Annotated in this window: 15 protein-coding genes; 4 read left to right on the top strand and 11 right to left on the bottom strand. The window is 46.4% G+C overall.

The features are described from left to right. Window positions 1–903, top strand: a 903-nt coding sequence (locus tag DWX43_RS21355) for an HAD family hydrolase (protein ID WP_330582299.1), incomplete at its 5' end; no start/stop codon positions are given. A 50-nt stretch (window positions 904–953) separates the two neighbouring features. Here DWX43_RS21355 and DWX43_RS21350 read toward each other — a convergent pair. From DWX43_RS21350 to DWX43_RS21315, 8 genes are all read right to left on the bottom strand, one after another. After that, window positions 954–2,594, bottom strand: a complete 1,641-nt coding sequence (locus DWX43_RS21350; protein ID WP_118621776.1) for a glycoside hydrolase family 43 protein — start codon at window positions 2,592–2,594, stop codon at window positions 954–956. After that, window positions 2,591–3,772 (bottom strand): cellulase family glycosylhydrolase, encoded by a 1,182-nt coding sequence (locus DWX43_RS21345; protein ID WP_118621775.1) that lies wholly within the window; start codon window positions 3,770–3,772, stop codon window positions 2,591–2,593. Before DWX43_RS21345 ends, DWX43_RS21350 begins: the two co-directional genes overlap by 4 nt. Window positions 3,773–3,796: 24 nt before the next feature. Then, window positions 3,797–5,155, bottom strand: a complete 1,359-nt coding sequence (locus DWX43_RS21340; protein WP_118621774.1) for an MFS transporter — start codon at window positions 5,153–5,155, stop codon at window positions 3,797–3,799. Window positions 5,156–5,352: 197 nt separating this feature from the next. Next, window positions 5,353–6,189, bottom strand: a complete 837-nt coding sequence (locus DWX43_RS21335; protein WP_118621773.1) for an AraC family transcriptional regulator — start codon at window positions 6,187–6,189, stop codon at window positions 5,353–5,355. A gap of 78 nt (window positions 6,190–6,267) precedes the next feature. Further along, the gene (locus tag DWX43_RS21330) at window positions 6,268–7,743 is read right to left on the bottom strand and encodes a glycerol kinase (protein ID WP_118621772.1); all 1,476 of its coding nucleotides are present in this window, start codon (window positions 7,741–7,743) and stop codon (window positions 6,268–6,270) included. A gap of 30 nt (window positions 7,744–7,773) precedes the next feature. Beyond that, the gene (locus tag DWX43_RS21325; protein WP_109731366.1) at window positions 7,774–8,706 is read right to left on the bottom strand and encodes a transketolase C-terminal domain-containing protein; all 933 of its coding nucleotides are present in this window, start codon (window positions 8,704–8,706) and stop codon (window positions 7,774–7,776) included. After that, complete coding sequence (locus DWX43_RS21320) at window positions 8,706–9,530, bottom strand: transketolase (RefSeq protein ID WP_118621771.1); 825 nt, start codon at window positions 9,528–9,530, stop codon at window positions 8,706–8,708. The genes DWX43_RS21325 and DWX43_RS21320 overlap by 1 nt, the downstream gene beginning before the upstream one ends. Window positions 9,531–9,586: 56 nt before the next feature. Beyond that, window positions 9,587–10,987, bottom strand: coding sequence for an L-fucose/L-arabinose isomerase family protein (locus DWX43_RS21315; RefSeq protein ID WP_118621770.1), 1,401 nt, complete (start codon window positions 10,985–10,987; stop codon window positions 9,587–9,589). Between the two features lie 205 nt (window positions 10,988–11,192). Here DWX43_RS21315 and DWX43_RS21310 point away from each other — a divergent pair, with 205 nt between their 5' ends. Beyond that, window positions 11,193–12,200 (top strand): LacI family DNA-binding transcriptional regulator, encoded by a 1,008-nt coding sequence (locus DWX43_RS21310; protein WP_118621769.1) that lies wholly within the window; start codon window positions 11,193–11,195, stop codon window positions 12,198–12,200. 19 nt (window positions 12,201–12,219) lie between these two features. Here the strand turns inward: DWX43_RS21310 and DWX43_RS21305 are convergent, their stop codons facing one another. Further along, window positions 12,220–13,464: a bacterial transcriptional activator domain-containing protein gene (locus tag DWX43_RS21305; RefSeq protein ID WP_118621768.1), complete on the bottom strand. Its 1,245-nt coding sequence runs from the start codon at window positions 13,462–13,464 to the stop codon at window positions 12,220–12,222. Between the two features lie 201 nt (window positions 13,465–13,665). On the opposite strand from DWX43_RS21305, the gene DWX43_RS21300 reads away from it, so the two are divergent. Then, window positions 13,666–15,588 (top strand): GHKL domain-containing protein, encoded by a 1,923-nt coding sequence (locus tag DWX43_RS21300; RefSeq protein ID WP_118621767.1) that lies wholly within the window; start codon window positions 13,666–13,668, stop codon window positions 15,586–15,588. 5 nt (window positions 15,589–15,593) lie between these two features. Here the strand turns inward: DWX43_RS21300 and DWX43_RS21295 are convergent, their stop codons facing one another. Next, on the bottom strand, window positions 15,594–16,343 hold the full coding sequence (locus DWX43_RS21295; protein WP_118621766.1) for a LytTR family DNA-binding domain-containing protein: 750 nt from the start codon (window positions 16,341–16,343) through the stop codon (window positions 15,594–15,596). A 47-nt stretch (window positions 16,344–16,390) separates the two neighbouring features. Then, a complete protein-coding gene (locus DWX43_RS21290) occupies window positions 16,391–17,905 on the bottom strand; it encodes a DUF4038 domain-containing protein (protein WP_118621765.1) in 1,515 nt (504 codons plus the stop codon). Window positions 17,906–18,102: 197 nt separating this feature from the next. Here DWX43_RS21290 and DWX43_RS21285 point away from each other — a divergent pair, with 197 nt between their 5' ends. Beyond that, complete coding sequence (locus DWX43_RS21285) at window positions 18,103–18,672, top strand: TetR/AcrR family transcriptional regulator C-terminal domain-containing protein (RefSeq protein WP_109731374.1); 570 nt, start codon at window positions 18,103–18,105, stop codon at window positions 18,670–18,672. Window positions 18,673–18,680 lie beyond the last annotated feature (8 nt).

Here is an 18,680-nt window from a genome sequence, read left to right as displayed (position 1 = left end):
GAATTTAGTCCTGCACTGGAATTTACTTTTTCAATTCAGCATACTTATAAAAATAAATTCAGTATTGCGCTTATTATAAATTGTGAGGATATTCTTATGAGAAAATGTGTTTTCTTTGATGCAGACGGAACAATCTTAGATATCGAAAAAGGAGTCCCATCCGACATAAAGCCGGCCATCCGAAAGCTGACCCAAAACGGCCATCTTGCTTTTTTATGCACCGGAAGAAGCAGGGCTTTCATCCCAAAAAAGGTGGAAGAATTGGGATTTTCGGGTATGATAACCAATCTCGGAGCCTATATGGAATATGAGGGAAACTGTATTTTCCACAGGGAGCTTTCTGCTGCTGATGCCAGATTTGCCGTGGACACGCTCCGCAAATGCGGGTTCGTTCCTGTTCTGGAGGGCACAGATTATATGTACTACGATCAGGACGAATATACGACTGACGTAGATTGGTATGCTGATCTGATTACAAAGGAACTCGGTTCCAGACTTCTTCCGATCAGTGGGAACGAAGACCGGCTCCATTTCAGTAAAATCAGTGCGAAAAAAACTCCCGGCTGTCAGGTGGACAAGGCCTGCCGGGAGTTGGAACCAATCTTTGATTATATCTGCCATGAAGGCGATTTTGTAGGGAAAACGATCGAATTCATTACAAAAGGATGTTCAAAAGGTCTGGCTATCGCCGTCATCTGCGGTGTACTGGGAATTGATAAGGCCGATACTTACGCTTTCGGAGACAGCAATAATGATCTTTCCATGTTCGAAGTCGTCCACACCAAGGTTGCTATGGGCAATGCCTCCCGGGAACTGGCCGAAGCGGCTGACTATGTCACGGATACTATGGAACATGGAGGGATTCCAAAGGCTTTAAGGCAGCTCGGACTCATTGGAATATAGGGGGATGGAGACATTTTCGTATTTTCTGCTTTTATTCAGGATTGTATTAGTTAAATCCCCTCGCCCAGATCTATATACTCCAGAAAATCAAAATCCGCATAGTGCTGGTGCCGCACCCTGTCAGCGCATGTTATTCCCACCATTGTCCCTGTAAATTCGCCGTATTTACAGTATTCATCAGAAAATTTCGTCGTATCAAATATCCGGCCGATCTTCTGATAATTTTCTCCGTCACAGCTCCACTCAAACCAGGATTCTCTGCCCTGGATGTAGAGTCTCATGTATACGGGAACATCATCCACCGGGATTCTCGTATTCAGGAACTCGGTCTTCTCCCCGTTTTCCAGATGAATGATGGAAAGCGCGCTCTGCCCCAGTGTTTCGCTGTAATATTTTCTGAGATTGATGTAGTTCATGTTGTCATAATATAGGATCAGCCCGGCACTGTGCTGGTGGACTTCCGGGACGAACTCCATTTTTGTCGTGATTCTTGCATGCACACTTGTGAGTTTTCTCGCGAGGATGCTGACCTTATTCAGAGACGTTCTCGACTCCTGTCCCCTGAGCCTTACGTATCCCGGCCTTACTTTTACGTCTGCGAATGACTGCGGCATGATCCTTGGTGCGTAGTACCAGATACCGAGTTCCCCTGAATCAAAATCATCGAAATCCGGGATTTGCGGCACCGGATATTCGGGAAGGCTGCTTTCCGGCACTTCCAGCTTCGCCAGATTGCTGCCGTCCGCCATACAAAGCCAGTCATCCTCTGTCCACATCATCTTCTGGATCGCGGTTTCCCGCCCCAGAGTGCAGCGCAGCTCCGGAACAAATGGCCGGGATGTGAGATGGACAAGATACACCTCGCCGTCCGGCGTTTCCACATAACTTCCATGACCTGATTTCTGCAGGACAGACTCTGGATTATAATACTTCGGTTTCAGGTGGTCCGGGTCATGCCTTTCATAGGATTCCCCGGGAACCGATGTCACGATCGGATTTTTCGGGTCTTTTTCATATGGTCCCCAGACCTGTTTGGCCCTCCCCATTGTGACACAATGATTGTATCCCGTTCCTCCTTCTGCACACATGATGTAATAATATCTGCCACGTTTTGTCAGGTGCGGTGCCTCAATGCACCCCCTGTCCGTTCCGCCGCTCCAGATTCTCTTCGGGTAGCCGAGGATGCTCTTCTGTTCGGGAGAATATTCCACCATACAGATTGCCCCCGGTTTCTCATAGCCTTCGCGCGTTTCCCACTCCAGTGACACGACCCATTTCCTGCCGTCATCATCGTGGAACATGGACGCATCGAATCCTGACGAATGCAGATAAACAGGTTCACTCCACGGCCCCTTGATATCCTTTGCCGTCACCACGAAATTGTCTACATCAAAATACCTTGCATTCATGGAATTCATCACACCATACACGACATAGAACAGATCTTCCTGTTCACAGTATGTCAGGCACGGCGCCCAGATTCCTTTCGCAGATGGAAGTTTCTTCAGGTCAACCTGCACATCATCTGTCAAAACGTGTGTGTAGAGCTCCCAATTTTTTAAATCGCGGGAATGGTAAACCGGGATTCCCGGAAACCATTCAAATGTAGAAACCGCCAGATAATAGTCTTCCCCTTTCCTGCAAATACACGGGTCCGGGTTAAATCCCGGCAAGATTGGGTTCTGTATCATAATCCGCCCTCCTTTTCATCCTGAAACCAGCCGTGTGCAGCGCACTTTCCAAAATCCCACGCATCCCAGCCGATCCATCCTGTTTCATTGACTGTATCCAGAAGCAGCTTATAATTCCAGTAAAAATAACCGCTGCCTTTTCTCCATGCCTGAAGCTGTGCCTCTGCCACTGCCCGGTAAATCTCTTTCTTTTCTTCCTCACTATAGGTCTCTTCTCCTGCCCCTTCGATACCGTTTAAAACAGACTGGCCGCCCTTTGTATCACATCCGCATGCCTGTGAGTTAAAGAGACACCATTCTCCGCATATAACCGGAAAATACTGCTGCATCTCATCTACTGCCTTTTCATAATGTTCTTTGATATATTCCACATAGGCATCTTTATTCTGAGGGCATCCATCACTCTCTGCCATCATCAGATACTGGTGTGTATCCAGCACGACATTTTTGAACTCTTCTTCCCTCATAAAGTCTTTCCATGCATAAATATCAAAGCCGTCATGAAATACAATCACCTTATCCTCCGGCAGATATCGACGCATTCTGCGGTAGGCCTCTATATAAAATTTTTTCAGGAACTCAAACGATACCGGCGCACTGCCTGCTGCCATTTCTGCATCTACGGCAGGATAACGCTCTTCAATCTGAAACGTGTCCCATACCGCTGCGGTCAGCGGCTCGTTCACAATCTCGATTCCCCAGAGGCTTTTCCTGTCAGCATACCGCTCAGACAATCTTTCCAGAAGGTTCAGGGTAAACTCCACACTTTCTTCCTGCTGTGCCCATTTACATACCCCGGAAAGGCCGCCGTTGTCAAAACCATTCTGGCTGCCGGGCACTGTATGCAGGTCAATCAGCACTTTCAGCCCGTACTTATCCGCCCAGCCAAATGCCTTATCCAGTTCCTCAATGCAGCCAATAAAGGGTTCACAGTCACCAAAGATAAAGTAAGGGACCGGAATACGCACTGCATTCATTCCGTAAGACTTGATAATGGCAAAGTCCCGTTCTGTAATATATTCACTGCGGTGCACCCTGATCCGCGCCTCATAGACTTCTTTTGTGAGCTGCCTGGGAAGGTAATATTCATCCTCTGCCGTTGTCCCCTCGAACAAAGCCGGATTCATCCACTTTTCCAGTACAAGCCAGTTTCCTAAATTCACACCTTTTATATACATCACATTCAACCTCGTCTTTCTATGTTAAGCTTCCGCCCGTTTCTTCAGATCCTCGATAATCCCGTCAAATTCCTGATCCAGTTTATAGCCTTTCAGTAAAATGATGATGACCACATAGATCACAATCGGGATAATTGCAAACGCCAGTTTTACTGAGAAAACCGCCCCTGCCGACTGTACCGCAGCCGAATCCACATAACCGCCCATCGAGATAATACCTCCCAGAATTGCAGAACCAAGCCCGTTGCCAATCTTATATCCGAAACTGCAGGCACTGTTTACAAGGCCCTCTGTACGGTTGCCTGTCTTCCACTCGCCGTAATCAATCGTATCGGAAACCATCGCCCACATTGTCGCCCCCATGCACGCCGAAGCAACACCGCGCAGTACGCTGCATGCAATAATCAGTACATAATTATCCGTCAAAAGCATCAGACCGAAACCTATGATGTTCAATACACATCCCGCTATCATAACATTTCTTTTGCCCATCTTCTTTACAAAGAAAGCCACGATAAACATTGTCACGATCTGCGCGATATAGACTGCATTCCCGATTGGCGCAACAAGGTTCTTATCTCCAAGCACTGTCTTTGCAAAATAAACTGTTGCCCCGCCATACAGCGCCATAGACACAAAGATCAGAGCAAGCATGACCGTTACAATAATCCAGTATTTATTTTTCAGGAGGGAAACAAACCCTTCCTTGACTGGAACCGTTTTTTCTTCCCCGTCTTTTACCGCCGGCTTTACACGTTCTTTGCATCCCGCGAAATTAATCAGGAACAGAATAACCGCAATCAGCCCGAACACCCCGAATGTTTTGCTCCAAGCCGCTGCATTGTCCCCGAAAAATTCTACAAATCTTAGTGTAAATGTATTGATGAAAAGTGACCCTGCTGTTGCAAGCAGATTACGGAATATACTTAGCACACTTCTCTCATATGGGTCCTGCGTCATCAGTGCGTTTAAAGAAGAATATGGCACATTGATGGCTGTATAGATCACCGTAGAAACCAGGTTATATGTAATGAACACGTACACCAGCTTCGCATTGGAAGCCCAGCTTGCAGGAACCGAAAACAGAAGGATTCCTGCAAGTGCAAACGGAATACACATCCTTAAAATCCACGGCCTCGCCTTACCAAATCTGGAATGAGTCCGGTCAACAATATTTCCCATAATCAGATCACTGACTCCGTCAAAAACACGTGAAACCAGCATGATGATACCGACAGCCCCCGCATTCACACCCGCATAATCTGTATAATACAGAAGCAGAAACCCTGTCATTGCCGTATAAATAATGTTACATCCCGCATCTCCGCATCCAAACGCGAAACGCTCAAAAATGGATAATCCTTTTCTCTTTTTCTGTTCCATCAGAACACTCCTCCTTAATTCCTCTCATCTGTTAATCAGGCAGGTAATTAAGCTTCAGGGCCCCGTAAGCTTTCATTTCCTTTTATGGTTATATTTTAGCAATTCCGGCGGCCGGATATAAGGATGTAAACAAACGAAAAAATAGGTCGATACAAACTTTTTTGTATCGACCCATATTTTTACTTTACTACACCATGCTACTGTGTTCTTGCCTCCCGCGGAGTACATCCGTATACTTCGCGGAACATCCTGCGGAAAACCTTATCATTATAAAATCCATGCTTTATCTGGATATCTTTGACCGGCATGTTTGTGTTCAGAAGATCCACATAAATCTTCTCCAGCCTTACCATATTCAGGTATTCGAGAAAAGTCATCCCCATGTTTGCCTTAAAAAATCTGGAGAAATAAATCTCATTAAGTCCTACCCTTCCCGCTATCTCCGCAATCGAAATCTGCTCCGTATAATGACTCTCCACATACTCCATAATCTCCTGAATACGTTCCAGATTCTTTTGGTTTTTCTGCTGTTCCTTCCGGTCCACTTTGTAAGAGAACGAGTGGATCAGAATATAAATTACCTCAAAGATGAGGCTGTAACACCGAAACACGTACCCTTCCGCCTGAAACTGATAATTAATCCATAAATCCTGAAGTGTACTGCGGATATTAGCCAGTTTAGTCTGCACCCTTGGATCTTTTGACTCCAGATCCACGGCAAACGAAAAATCCCTGATATCCGGCATGAACTTCTCCAGAAACGATGTCGGAATCTGAAGCAGAATCGCCGTATTCCCGTTCATGCAGCGTGTCGAGTGAATACTCATCGGGTTGATCACGACAAAATCATTCTCTCTTAACTTCATTGACCTGTTATTCACCTGAATCTCCAGATCCCCGTGGATCAGATAAACAATCTCAATCCAGTCGTGGAAATGCTTATTAATTACTGTCTGCCCGGGATCAATGAAGAAATCCAGATGCAGGTCAAGCATTTCATTTTTATCAATAAACTCGTGACGGTATTCTTCCATAATGCATCCTCTTCATATAAACAAAAGTGTTTACATAAACCATAGCATAATGAAGGCGATTTATCAATTAATAGCTGTCTACAGCACTTTCCCCACAGCCTCTTTCCAGCCGCCGATCTTCTTTTCTCTTCTTCCTGCCGTCATCTTCGGTGTATATCTTTCCCTCTTCATCTGTTCGAACACATCCGGGGCGAATACCCCCAGTGCGATTCCCGCCGCATAGGCAGCTCCGATCCCGGACAATTCTTCGGCATCCGGCACAAGTACTTCGGCATCCAGGACATCGCTTTGGAACTGCATCAGATACTGGTTTTTTGTAGGTCCGCCGTCGACTCTGAGCTGTACCGCATCCAGCCCGGCATCCTGACTCATGGCCTGAACAATATCCATGATCTGATATGCGATACATTCAGTACATGCCCGGACGATTTCGGCCCGTCTGGTCGTTCTTGTGATCCCGCTCAGCATCCCCTTTGCACGGCTGTTCCAATAGGGCGCCCCGAGTCCGGTAAACGCCGGAATGAAATAGAGTTCATCGTCTGGTTCTGCTTCCCTGCAGAGGCCTTCTGTCTCTCCCGGTGAGCTGATTAACTGGACTTCATCCTTCAGCCAGCTAATGACCGCCCCGGTATAGTTGATATTTCCCTCCAGCACATAATTCACTTTCCCATTTATCTTCCATGCCAGAGAGGTAACCACACCATGTGTGCTCATGACAGGCTTTTCACCTGTGTTCATCATGATAGAAGAACCCGTGCCATAGGTCGTTTTCATCATCCCCGGTTCCAGACACCCCTGCCCGAACAGGGCTCCGTGCGAATCTCCCAGAACCCCGCTGATGGGAACTTCATGAGGCAGCACACCTCCGAAATCCGTCATCCCGAAACAGCTGTCGGAATCACATACCTCAGCCAGACTGTCCGGTGAAATACCGAAGATAGAACAGATGTCTTCATCCCATGTCAATGTATGGATGTTGAACAGCTGTGTTCTGGATGCATTAGAATAATCCGTTTTATAAGCCTTCCCGTTCGTCAGTTTATATACAAGCCACGTGTCAACGGTCCCGAAACAAAGTCTCCCGTCTGCTGCTTTTTCTTTCGCTCCTTCTGTATTTTCCAACAGCCATGCAAACTTGGATGCCGGGAAATACGGGGAAAGTTTCAGCCCCGTGCTTCTGCATATCAGCTCTCCATGACCTTCCTTCTCCACTTTTTCGCAGACACCCTGGGCGCGGGCGCACTGCCATACAATGGCATCTGCCGCAGGTTTCCCGGTTACAGAATCCCAGATCAGAGAGGTTTCCCTCTGATTACTGATCCCTACCCCGGCAACCTTTTCCCTGTCAATATCTGCTTTCTCCAGAAGATCCTTCACAACACGGATAGTATTATGATAAATTTCCTCCGGGTCATGGGACACCCATCCGGATTCATTTACAATCTGCCTGTGGGATAAATCAGAGCGCTCCAGAAGTTTACCCCCGCCGCTGAACAGTAAGGCTTTTGTGCCCTGTGTACTCTGGTCTATACTGATAATATATTGATCCTGCATTTTTGCCTCCTGTAATATGCCGGCAGCCGGTTACGCAATCGCTTCTTTTACTTTGGCTGCAATCCCCTGTGCATTTAATCCGTAGTAATCAAACACTTCCTTTGAAGTCCCTGTAATAACCGGGGCATCCGGAAGAGACATATTCAATACCTTTTTCGGGCACTCCCTTGAGACTACCTGTGCAACCATTGATCCAAGACCTCCGAACGGTGCATGTTCTTCCACCGTAACCACGCCCTTTGCGCCAGATGCCGCCTTAATTACCGCTGCTTCATCCAGTGGTTTCACACAGTACATATCAATCACGGACACATGGATGCCCTCCTTCGCAAGAAGCTCTGCCGCATCTTTTGCAGGACCAACCATTTCCCCGCATGCGATGACCGCTGCGTCTTCACCCTCTGTCACGAATGTAGCCTTATCCATTTCAAACGGCACGTTATTTTCCTCATATACTGCATCTACTGCATTTCTTCCGACACGGATATACGCTGGTTTCTCATCCTCCAGGAGTGCTTCTGTCAGTGCCTTTGTCTGGAGGTAATCGCTCGGGATATAGACACGCATATTGGGGATTGCGCTCATAGCCGCGATATCCTGTGCAGAATGATGGCTCATTCCGAGAGCTCCGTAGCTGACACCGCCGCTGATGCCTATCAGCTTCACATTCGTATTGGAGTATGCGGCATCCACCTTGCACTGTTCATAACTTCTTGTAGACAAAAAACATGCCGGAGAAACTGCATAAGCTTTCTTACCGCATTTTGCAAGACCTGCTGCAATACTGACCAGGTTCTGTTCGGCAATCCCGGTTTCCACGAACTGCTCCGGATACTGGTCTGCAAACGAAGTAAAAGAACCACTCCCTCTGGAATCGCTGCACAGGGCCACAATACTCTTATCCTGAACCGCATGTTCCATCAATACTTCACAAATCATCTGTTTATTTGCTATTTTTCCCATTATTCTGCTGCCTCCTTTGCCTGTTCTAAGTCTTTCATTATCTGTGTATATTCTTCGTCCGTGGGTACTTTATGGTGCCAGGCCGCTTTATTTTCCATGATTGGGGAACCTTTTCCCTTTACCGTGTTAGCAATCAGGACAGTCGGTTTTCCTTTCACTGTCTTTGCTTCTTCAAAAGCCGCTTTCAGTTCATCGATATTATTGCCGTCGGCCACATCGATTACGTGCCAGCCAAAGCTTCTGAAACGTTCATGCAGATCATCATGCGCCATTACCTCTTCCGTACCACCTGAAATCTGCAGACGGTTCCTGTCAACCACCGCGCAGAGATTATCCAGCTTATAATGACTTGCCGCCATTGCGCCTTCCCACACAGAACCTTCCGCCAGTTCCCCGTCGCCCATAACGGTATAGACCCTGTAAGACCTGTCATCCATTTTTCCTGCCTTTGCCATCCCTACACAGACCGGAAGTCCATGTCCGAGGGAGCCGGAATTCATTTCGATTCCAGGCAGTTTATTGTTTGGGTGTCCGATGAATTTTGATCCAAACTTACTAAACTCTTTGTGCAGCTGCTCCTTCGGGAAAAAACCTTTTTCTGCCAGAACGGAGTAATAAGCCTCTACAGAATGTCCCTTGCTCATGACAAATAAATCCCTGTCCGGTGAATCCATGTTTTCCGGGCTAATATGCATCTGGTCAAAATACAGCTCTGTCAAAATTTCCATCACACTCATGTCCCCGCCGATATGTCCTGCCTTTCCCGCACGGATCAAATCTACGGTGTCTTCTCTCAGCTTATATGCCAATGCTTTTAAATTCATTCTAATTTCACCTTTCCTTCTATTATTTATGCGTTGTTCCAAACTTGGAATAAGGATCATTCTCCGCGGAGATATGCCCTTACTTCTTCCTCAATCGGATCATACAGATCCGGTTTTACACCTATATATTTACAAGCCTCATAGAGCACCGGCACAACATCTCTGTGGATTCCTACACAGTGGTGAATGTATGGCCCCTCCACAATCTTCGCTTCCAGACGCTTGATATTCTCCACTTCAACCCAGAGATAAGTTCCCATACCCTTCGGGCCGTCCACTCCTTTTGCTCTTCCGAGGAGAAGGGAGTATTCCCCGTTATCCCCGTCAAACCGGCAGAGTGTTACATCACCGTGTTTTGCCTCTGCCGTCAGACTTCCCGGATGATCAAATGCGAGCGGGTAGGTAAGCTTTGGCTTTTCTTTTGCAACAGAAACCGGCCACGGTCCGCAGTGCTGGAGCAGTTCCCCGTTGGCAATATCCGGGTGTCTGATTGTCCAGTCCGCAAAGAACCCCCTCGCCTCATCCATGCCTGCCGCTTCGACCATCAATGCAGTAACCGCACCGTGGATATCCGTTTCACAGACAACCGGGATTCCTTCTTCATTTAAAATCGCATTGGCTGCACACGGCATTACCCCGAGTTCCGTCTGCAGGGCATTCCAGCACTGGATTGCCGCAGCCTGGCAGCCATATTTTGTTACAAGGTGCTTCATGGCAACAGCGAGCGCCGCAACATTTTCTGTCTGGTGCTCCTGAATCTGCACGTCCATCGTCTCGTGGATGTATGCAGTCATCGCTTCCAGTTCACTCTTCTCTGCCTTTACCGCCCTGACTTCTTCTACCAGCTCTGTCATCGGTACCGGCGCCAGCTGGACATTGAATTTCTCCAGAAGCTCTCCTTCGTTGCACATCGTTGTCCAGAAATCAAACGGTCTTGTAGAAATCTGGAGAATCCGGATATTACGGAACGTTTTTACTACATTGCAGACCGCCAGAAAGTCTCCTAAGCCCCGCTCGAATACCGGGTCATTCAGACGGCAGTTTGTAAGATATGTAAACGGGATCTGGAATCTTCTGAGTACTTTTCCCGTTGCAAACAAACCGCACTGCGTATCCCTGAGTCTTGTTCCGTCCGGTTCCGGGCGCTCATCCAGCGGTCCCCAGAGGAGAACCGGGACATTCAGTTTCTTCGCCAGCCTTGCACAGACATACTCCGTACCGAAATTACAATGAGGCAGCATCAGGCCATCAACACCCTCTGCAATAAATTTGGCTGCTATTTTCTCGACATCATGATCGTCATACAAAAGCCCTTCTTCATTGATATCTGTAATATCTATGAAATCAATTCCCAGCTCTTCCAGACGTTTTGCTGTCAGCCCCCGGAACTTAACCGCATCCGGTGCACTGAAGATGCTCCTTCTTGTCGGTGCAAAGCCTAACTTAATTTTCTTCATTTTACTTCCTCCTTAACAACGTCCTGTTCCATGAACAGGTGAGTGGCTTTTCTTTGTTACTTGCAGTATATAATTCACGAAGCTTAATTTCATCCAATTATTCAGCATAATTAACTTAATTATTAACTTAAGCATTGAAATAATTAAGGAAAGAGTTCATAATGAAGTTACAGCATTTGATTTGGAAAAAAGGAAGGATATTCTTATGACAATTACAGCAAAAGAACTTGCCGGAAAACTGAATCTGTCCGCAGCTGCCGTCTCAATGGCACTGAACAATAAGCCGGGTGTCAGCACGGCAACCCGCAAAATGGTTATGGACGCCGCGGTTGAATATGGTTATGATTTTTCCCGTATATCCGACAAACACAATGTCACCGGAAATATTTATTTTGTATTATATAAGAAACATGGGGCCGTTGTTGCCGATACCCCGTTCTTCTCCGAACTTTCCGACGGAATCGTACTCGGATGCAAAGAAGCGGGATATAAAGTGAAAATCAGTTATATTTACGGAGATGAAGGAGATGTGGAAGAGCAGCTGGAAGAAATCCAGTATTCCGACTGCGTCGGGATCGTACTCCTCGGGACAGAAATGGCTCCGGAGGACCTGGCTATTTTTCAAAAACTGCCGGTGCCTTTTGTACTTTTAGATACCTATTTTGAAACTGTCGACTGTAATTATGTACTGATCAATAATGTACAGGGCGCTTATCTGGCTGCAAGGCATCTGATTAAAAAGACAAAGAAACAGCCGGGATATTTAAGGTCCTCTTATCCAATCGGAAATTTTGCGGAGAGAAACTCCGGATTTTTCAAGGCGGTCCGATCCTATGGCATGGCCTCTTCAAAGAGTATCGTACATATGCTCACGCCTTCCATTGACGGTGCCTATGCAGATATGAAGGAAATACTCGAAAACAAGGAAGAACTGGCCCCCTGCTATTTTGCAGACAATGACCTCATTGCCGTAGGAGCGATGAAAGCTTTTAAAGAGTATGGCTATTCGATCCCCGGCGATATTTCTATCGTAGGATTTGACAACATCCCCTTAAGCAGGATCGTGGAGCCATCTCTTACGACCATCCACGTGCCCAAGCAGTATATGGGGGAGATGGCGGCACGCCGGCTGGTCACCATCCTGAATGAAAAGGGAGCCAAGCCTGTCAAGATCGAAATTGCCACACAGCTGATAGAACGAAGTTCTGTATAATATAAAAAGGAGGATTGGATTAATCCCACAGGAAGCTGTCTCCCCGAAAACTGATCCGGGAATTGTCTCTTTCTACATCGTCGATAGTAGAAACATAAAAATCCAGATACTCTTTCCATGACTTGTGCTTTTTGCTGAACCGGCGCAAGATCCGTTCGTATATCATCTGTGTATTTTCCTGATTGGTTCCCACCAACAGGATTAGATACTGGGTGGGGCTGCATTTTGTAAAAAAGTCAACTCTTCTCAGAGAAAATTTAATGGAATCGTATAGTTCATCCGACATGGCCTCCAAACGCTCTTTATCCTCCGTTAGTCTGTCCGTTCCGTCCGTAATGGTGCAGAGCATCAGGTAGACCGACTGTCCGTTACGCTCAATCATTCGTCTCACGAGCCTGTAGTTATTCTTAAAGCCGAAAAAAGTACAGTAAAGTGCGCCTTCTTCGTAATCACCATCCAGACCGCATTTGATGTCCCCGATATTCCGGGTCTTGAGCCCCATCATGCTGCTCATCTCCCTGTATCGGCTCGTCATCCTGTCGGATGGACTGGTTCCAAGCTTTTCGAACACTCGCTTCGTTGTTTCCTCATAGATCTGCATGGCCTCCTTGTAACGGTTTAGGGCCATAAGGCAGTCAATTTGTCTCACCTGCCACTCATCCAGCGGGTATATCTCACTGGCTGCAGTACACAGGTTAAGGGCTGCCTCATATTCCTGACGTTTCATCAGGTAATCGCATACTTCTTTCAGGGCGCGGGTATATTGTTTTTTGTATTTTACAGATTCCACCAGAACCCACGCTCCTGAGGAACCTCCTGGAAGGAATTCCCCCCTGTAGATTTCACAGGCCTTTCGCAGGAGTTCTATCCTTGCAGGGGTGTCCTCCTGGTACGCCTGTTCCATCCAGTCAGAAAACTCCTGTGTATCTGTCCGGACTTCCATTGGGGACTGCCATTGGTAAGCCCCATTTTCTATCTTAATATACTCATATTCAGGAAGCCCGGCTTTCACCAGCATCTCATTCAAACGCCGGCATACCCCCTCGAGATCGCCGGACACATCCGCCAGTTCATCCCGATCATACATATCTTCCAGCAATTTCACCCGTGAAATCCCTTTATCACCACAGAAAAGCAGTATCTGAAGCAGTTTCATGGCCCAGCTGTCCGAATCCCGCCCGAAAGTAATCCGCCTGCCGCCGTATTCCAACGTAAATTCCCCAAACATATGTACATTCATTACCGGTAATCTATTCTCCATCATGCACCTCTCCTATCTATCTGCATGTCAATATTTCTTTGCATATTTTATAATTTTAATGCAATCAGAAGTCACTTTCCACCGAATCTGCAAAGCAGGGCGAAAAAATGACAAAACTGGTCAGTCAATTCTTTTCGCCTCCATTGACATTCTTTAAAAAATCCTGTTACACTAAACCCAGCATGATATGAGGGAGGCTTTCAGATGAAGCAATTACAAAAATTAATAATTGCATTGTTTTTATCTTTGGTTTTATGTGTCCCGTCTGTACTGGCGGTCTTTTATTATACATGGCCAATGGAAGATGTATCTTATGACTTTTCCTTTTTTACGGAAGACGGGCAGGATGGAATGTCAGAAGGTGCGAAGGACTGGACCGTTTATATCCAGAACGGAGAGGATCGGAAAGAATTGACGTCCGATGGTATCGGAGGTTATACAGGACTTGATTATGGCGGACAGACGTTTTATTTTTCCCGTGAACTGACAGAAGATCTCGATAGCCCTGCCCTCCAGATTGGTGTCGTCAACCGGACCATCAGTGTCTTTCTGGATGATACTCTTGTTTATACAGACTGCCCGGAGCTGGATAACCGGATTGGCTGCCTTAAGCTGCCTATGCTGGAGTATGACCGGGCGGAACCGGTAACTGTGTCACTGCCTCTGGATTATGTTGGACGCACACTTACCATTGCGCAGTCGAGCAGCTCTTTATCCGAAAAACAGGCAGATAGCGAAACCGTTTATCCCTGTGATGTTACTTTATACTGCGGATATTCTTATGAAAGCGGACTGATTGCTTCTTCCGCAAAAACCATGATTCCTGCCGTGCTCCTGTTCGCTCTGGAGTTGTTTCTGCTGGCCGCATTTGTATGGTATGCTTCTCTGGGAACCTTCCTGCCCTCACTGCCGGTCCTTACACTTACTATATTTTTCCTTATGTGCAGCGTACTGATACAGGCAGATTTTGTCATTCAATATCTGGGGGAAGTCCCCATCGACCTGTCAAGGCTGTCCTTCTATCTGGCCATAGGTGCCCTGCTTGCTTTTCTTACATTCTATGCAGGACGTCTGCGTCCATTGTTTGTCATTATAACCGCTTTTCAGTGGGCGAGTGCCATTTTCAGCGCCATTGTCCAAACCGGAAGGGTTCTGCCCTATGGAGACACTTATCTGTTCTTTGTGCTTTTCCCACAAACTTCTGGTCTGCTGGCTATGACGGTACTGCTTATTTGTTCCTTTTTCCTCTGGCACAGGGGCAATACATTTTTCCGGCGATTTTCCCATGCTGCTCTGGCGGTTATTTCCGGATACATAGTTTTTATACTAATCAGTATTCCGGTTCAGCCTGATTATATTAATAAGGTATTATCACGCCTTGCAGGAGATTTTTCCCGGCTGGAACCCATTTTTTCTTTAAAATTAGTCTGGTATCTATGCCTGATCTGCAGTCTTTTTGCTATGATTACAGAAATTCTGGAGAAGGAAACGGTGCGAAGGTCAGAAACGGCTATTCTTTCCGCCAGAAATGAACTCGCGCTGGAAAGCTATGAAAACCTGCGCCGCCAGTCTGAAGAAATGATGATGCTCCGGCATGATATGTCCAGACATTATGAAATGCTCCGCTCAATGGCAAAGGAAACGCCGGAAAGAATAAACGATTATCTGGATGAATTAGTTGAACAGGTACAGAATGTGCGTCCCGTAGTGGCGAGCGGAAACCCCGTGCTGGATATTATCATTAACGGAAAACTCAGTACCGCTGCCGGCAAAGACATTTCCGTAGAAATTATACGTTCCAGTGCACCGGAAAAACTTCCCCTTACAGATACGGAGCTTTGCTGCCTTATGATGAACATCCTTGACAATGCCATCAGCGCCGCTTCGGCCCCGGGTATTGCAAATCCATATATTAAACTGGATTTCCACTGCAAAGAACAGCATTTTGTGTTTTCCTGTGAAAACTCTCTGTGCACAAAAAGATCAGATCACAAAAAAATACCCACGCAAAAACATGGGTATGGATTGAAAATTATACAGCAGATTATGGAACGCTGGGGTGAAATGGTGTCCGTGGAACAGGATGAAAATCACTATAAAGTTTCTATAGTCATCCCTCTGGCCTAATACACTTAATGCTCCATGTATTGAAAAAAAGTCTCCCGCACTTTTTTTATGCGGTGTTTGCTGACAGGTATGCATCTTCCATCCATAAGCTCCAGATGGGAGGTGCAAAGTATCCTGACATAGCGGCAGTTCACCAGAAAACTCTGATGGCACCGGATGAATTTATGGCCGGTAAGCATCATTTCCAGTTTTTCCATAGTAAGAGGCGTATCCCATTCCTCTTTTTCCTGTGTAATCCGGGACTTCCTGCCTTTAATCTCAATGTAATATATCTCCTTGAGCGCAACTTTCCTCACTCCGCCATTGAAAGGAACGAGCATTTCTTCATTATCTCTCCCCTGTTCATAGCAAAATGACACCGCTTCCCTGAGACGTTCTTTATCGACAGGCTTTGCCAGATAACGGGCAGCAGCCACTTCATATCCACGCAGGGCCATCTCCCGGTTACTGGAAATAAACACAATGGGAATCTTGCGTTTATCTTCCCTGAGATAACGGGCAAGTTCCATGCCGTCCTGTCCGGGCATCATAACATCAAGCAGAAGCATGTGGTACTGCTTCCCCTCCTGCATTGTTTTTAAAAGTTCTTCCGCATTTCCAAAACAGGATATTTGCGCATTTATCTGATCTAAATCACAGACCTCTTTTGTCATATCTGCAATAGTATCTCTGTCCGGCAGTTCATCATCACAAACAGCTATATTAAAGATTGGTTCTTCCATCTGCATACCTCGTATCGACTTTTGTTTCTTCATTATAGCATTTCTTGTTCGCTCTTTCCAACCAGAGATTTGGTAAATTTTTATCTCCGGACCGCTAAAACTGCAATCCCCTCTTTCCCGGGCAGTTGAAGCTGTGTGGTCCCGCTTGCCTCTTCAATTAGTGTCTCCCTCGTCATATCCCAGACGTCGATCACCTCGATCCGGTACTTCTTATCCTTTGGCAGGTGGATGGAAGATACCCTCGCACACTGTCTCGCATAATACTTGAGGAATACTTCCTCCCCGCAGCACCCGCTGTACTGCGCATTTTTCATCTGAATAATCTCTCTGTTTTCTCCATCCAGAGATCCCATCAGTTTGAAAAATGGATTATCCTCCATGCTGCCGGTCTTTTCTTCCGTAGCATTTTCAAAGTCTTCCCAGAACGGTTCATCCCACGGAGTCATGCAGGCTGGAAGGCCATACATCAGATCTTTTAAGAATGCAATCCTCTTTGGACTTTCTCCTTTCAGCTTTCCGCCTTTCGCCCACCACAATACATCCTGATCGTCTAAAAAAGTCTCGCCGTGGGTTACATATGCTCCTTTCGCACAGGCACACCAGAAGCGGTTCACCATCTCAAAGCCGGAAATATTGCCCCATTCATGCTGTAAATCACCTTCGTAGCAGCACTCATCAAAAACGACAGGTTTCCGGAAGCGCTTCTGCCATTCGTCAGCCTTATACATCGCAATTGTCTGTACACAGCAGTGTGTCACTGCCGGTCTGGAAAAGTCATAAAGCTTCATACAGTTATGGTTGCTTAACAGATGGTGGTAAGGGTCCTCTTCGGTGATAATACGTTCTATCTCATACCAGTCTTCTATCGTATGGTTGAACATAATATCATACTCGTTAGCCATACTCCACCATATGTACGGGTAAGCCGCAAGCCTGCGCATGACGTAATCAAGATATACCCTGCATTCTTCCATATTCAGGAAGGCAAAGCCCCACCGGTCATATGCGTGAAAAAGAATCAGGTCTGTCTCAATCCCCATCTCTCCCATTCTCGTAACAATTTCCTCAAAATGTTTCCAGTAGGCAAGACACGGGTGGTGTACATCCCAATTCCCCTCTGCGTCTTTCTCAAACGGATAAAATTCGGGATCGTTGTGGTTGTAGTCATAATGCTTCGGAAAAATACAATGCCTTACTTTGTTAAACGGAGCCTTTTCCAGTGACTCCAGCGTCTGTGTAATGATATCTTCCGTCTGGTGTGCCAGTGCATAAATGGTGGTGCCAAAAGGAAGGTACTTCGTTCCGTCTTCATACTCAAAATGAGTCCCCACTGCCTGGACCATACCGTGGCTTTTGTCCGATGCCGTACATTCCTCTGTACCTTCCGCCTGTACAACACCCTCCACTTTCCAACTGTAAGTTCCTGTCTGCTGTGGCAGGAAACGCACTTTATAAATCCCGTCACCATCATAGAACCCTTTTACCGTTTTTTCATCATCACCGCACCGAAAAACAGCGGCAACATCTGCCTCCGCCCGGGACCCTTCCGGTGCAGGCCCGCTGAACTTAAGTTCAAACATTTCATAACACTTCATACATATTTCCTCCGTCTTTTGCTATAAATATAAGCTCTATTAAGTAGTATAATGTCTTTTTCACTTAACCTCAATTTGTAGTTAAGTGCTTTTCACTGAATTTATACTTAATCGCATCTTTCCTTCATTTATTTACAGATCAAAAAGTTTCGCTTATAATTAGAATGTAATCCAATACAGGAAAGAGGAGGGCCGCCATGAATCACAGCTCATACACCAAACAGCGTATTTTCAATGCTTTTAATGAATTGCTGGATCACACACCGTTCGAAAAAATCACGGTAGAAATGATTATCCGGCAGAGTGGTGTCTCCAAGTCCACGTTCTACCGGCATTTTCATGATAAGTATGATGTATTAAATTTCAATTCAATGGCACTTGCCGAGCGCCTGATCGGACAGAGGGTCTGTCACAGCTGGAAAGAGTTCCTGTTTCACATGTTCAGGGGAATTTCGGAAGATTCCCGTTATTACCGCCGGGCATTCCGCTCATCGGGCCAGAATGCACACTCCGGGTTCTTATATTCGTATTCCTTTGGAATCGTTGCAAACTGTTACCTGACTACTACAGGGAAAAGTGAGCTCTCGGTCCGCGACCGCTATTCCATCAGCCACTACTGCCACGGCTGTGTGGGGATTCTTCAGGAATGGCTTAACGATATGGATGCATTGACGCCCGGGGACATGGCTGAGATCTTTTATGAGGCAATGCCGGAATACCTGAGAGATACATGGGTTGATATAAACAACAGCCGCCCCTGGATATAAACTCCAGA

Source organism: Clostridium sp. AF19-22AC (genome assembly GCF_003479085.1).
In the GTDB taxonomy this organism is placed as follows: Bacteria; Bacillota; Clostridia; order Lachnospirales; family Lachnospiraceae; genus Faecalicatena_A; species Faecalicatena_A orotica.
This window is presented reverse-complemented; position numbering and strand designations above follow the sequence as displayed.

What these genes read in the sequence shown, in the direction of transcription:
- DWX43_RS21340 (WP_118621774.1), bottom strand. Translation starts at nt 5,155, where the DNA reads ATGGAACAGAAAAAGAGAAAAGGATTATCCATTTTTGAGCGTTTCGCG.
- DWX43_RS21335 (WP_118621773.1), bottom strand. Translation starts at nt 6,189, where the DNA reads ATGGAAGAATACCGTCACGAGTTTATTGATAAAAATGAAATGCTTGAC.
- DWX43_RS21300 (WP_118621767.1), top strand. Translation starts at nt 13,666, where the DNA reads ATGAAGCAATTACAAAAATTAATAATTGCATTGTTTTTATCTTTGGTT.
- DWX43_RS21345 (WP_118621775.1), bottom strand. Translation starts at nt 3,772, where the DNA reads ATGTATATAAAAGGTGTGAATTTAGGAAACTGGCTTGTACTGGAAAAG.
- DWX43_RS21310 (WP_118621769.1), top strand. Translation starts at nt 11,193, where the DNA reads ATGACAATTACAGCAAAAGAACTTGCCGGAAAACTGAATCTGTCCGCA.
- DWX43_RS21325 (WP_109731366.1), bottom strand. Translation starts at nt 8,706, where the DNA reads ATGGGAAAAATAGCAAATAAACAGATGATTTGTGAAGTATTGATGGAA.
- DWX43_RS21305 (WP_118621768.1), bottom strand. Translation starts at nt 13,464, where the DNA reads ATGATGGAGAATAGATTACCGGTAATGAATGTACATATGTTTGGGGAA.
- DWX43_RS21320 (WP_118621771.1), bottom strand. Translation starts at nt 9,530, where the DNA reads ATGAATTTAAAAGCATTGGCATATAAGCTGAGAGAAGACACCGTAGAT.
- DWX43_RS21350 (WP_118621776.1), bottom strand. Translation starts at nt 2,594, where the DNA reads ATGATACAGAACCCAATCTTGCCGGGATTTAACCCGGACCCGTGTATT.
- DWX43_RS21330 (WP_118621772.1), bottom strand. Translation starts at nt 7,743, where the DNA reads ATGCAGGATCAATATATTATCAGTATAGACCAGAGTACACAGGGCACA.
- DWX43_RS21295 (WP_118621766.1), bottom strand. Translation starts at nt 16,343, where the DNA reads ATGAAGAAACAAAAGTCGATACGAGGTATGCAGATGGAAGAACCAATC.
- DWX43_RS21290 (WP_118621765.1), bottom strand. Translation starts at nt 17,905, where the DNA reads ATGAAGTGTTATGAAATGTTTGAACTTAAGTTCAGCGGGCCTGCACCG.
- DWX43_RS21315 (WP_118621770.1), bottom strand. Translation starts at nt 10,987, where the DNA reads ATGAAGAAAATTAAGTTAGGCTTTGCACCGACAAGAAGGAGCATCTTC.
- DWX43_RS21285 (WP_109731374.1), top strand. Translation starts at nt 18,103, where the DNA reads ATGAATCACAGCTCATACACCAAACAGCGTATTTTCAATGCTTTTAAT.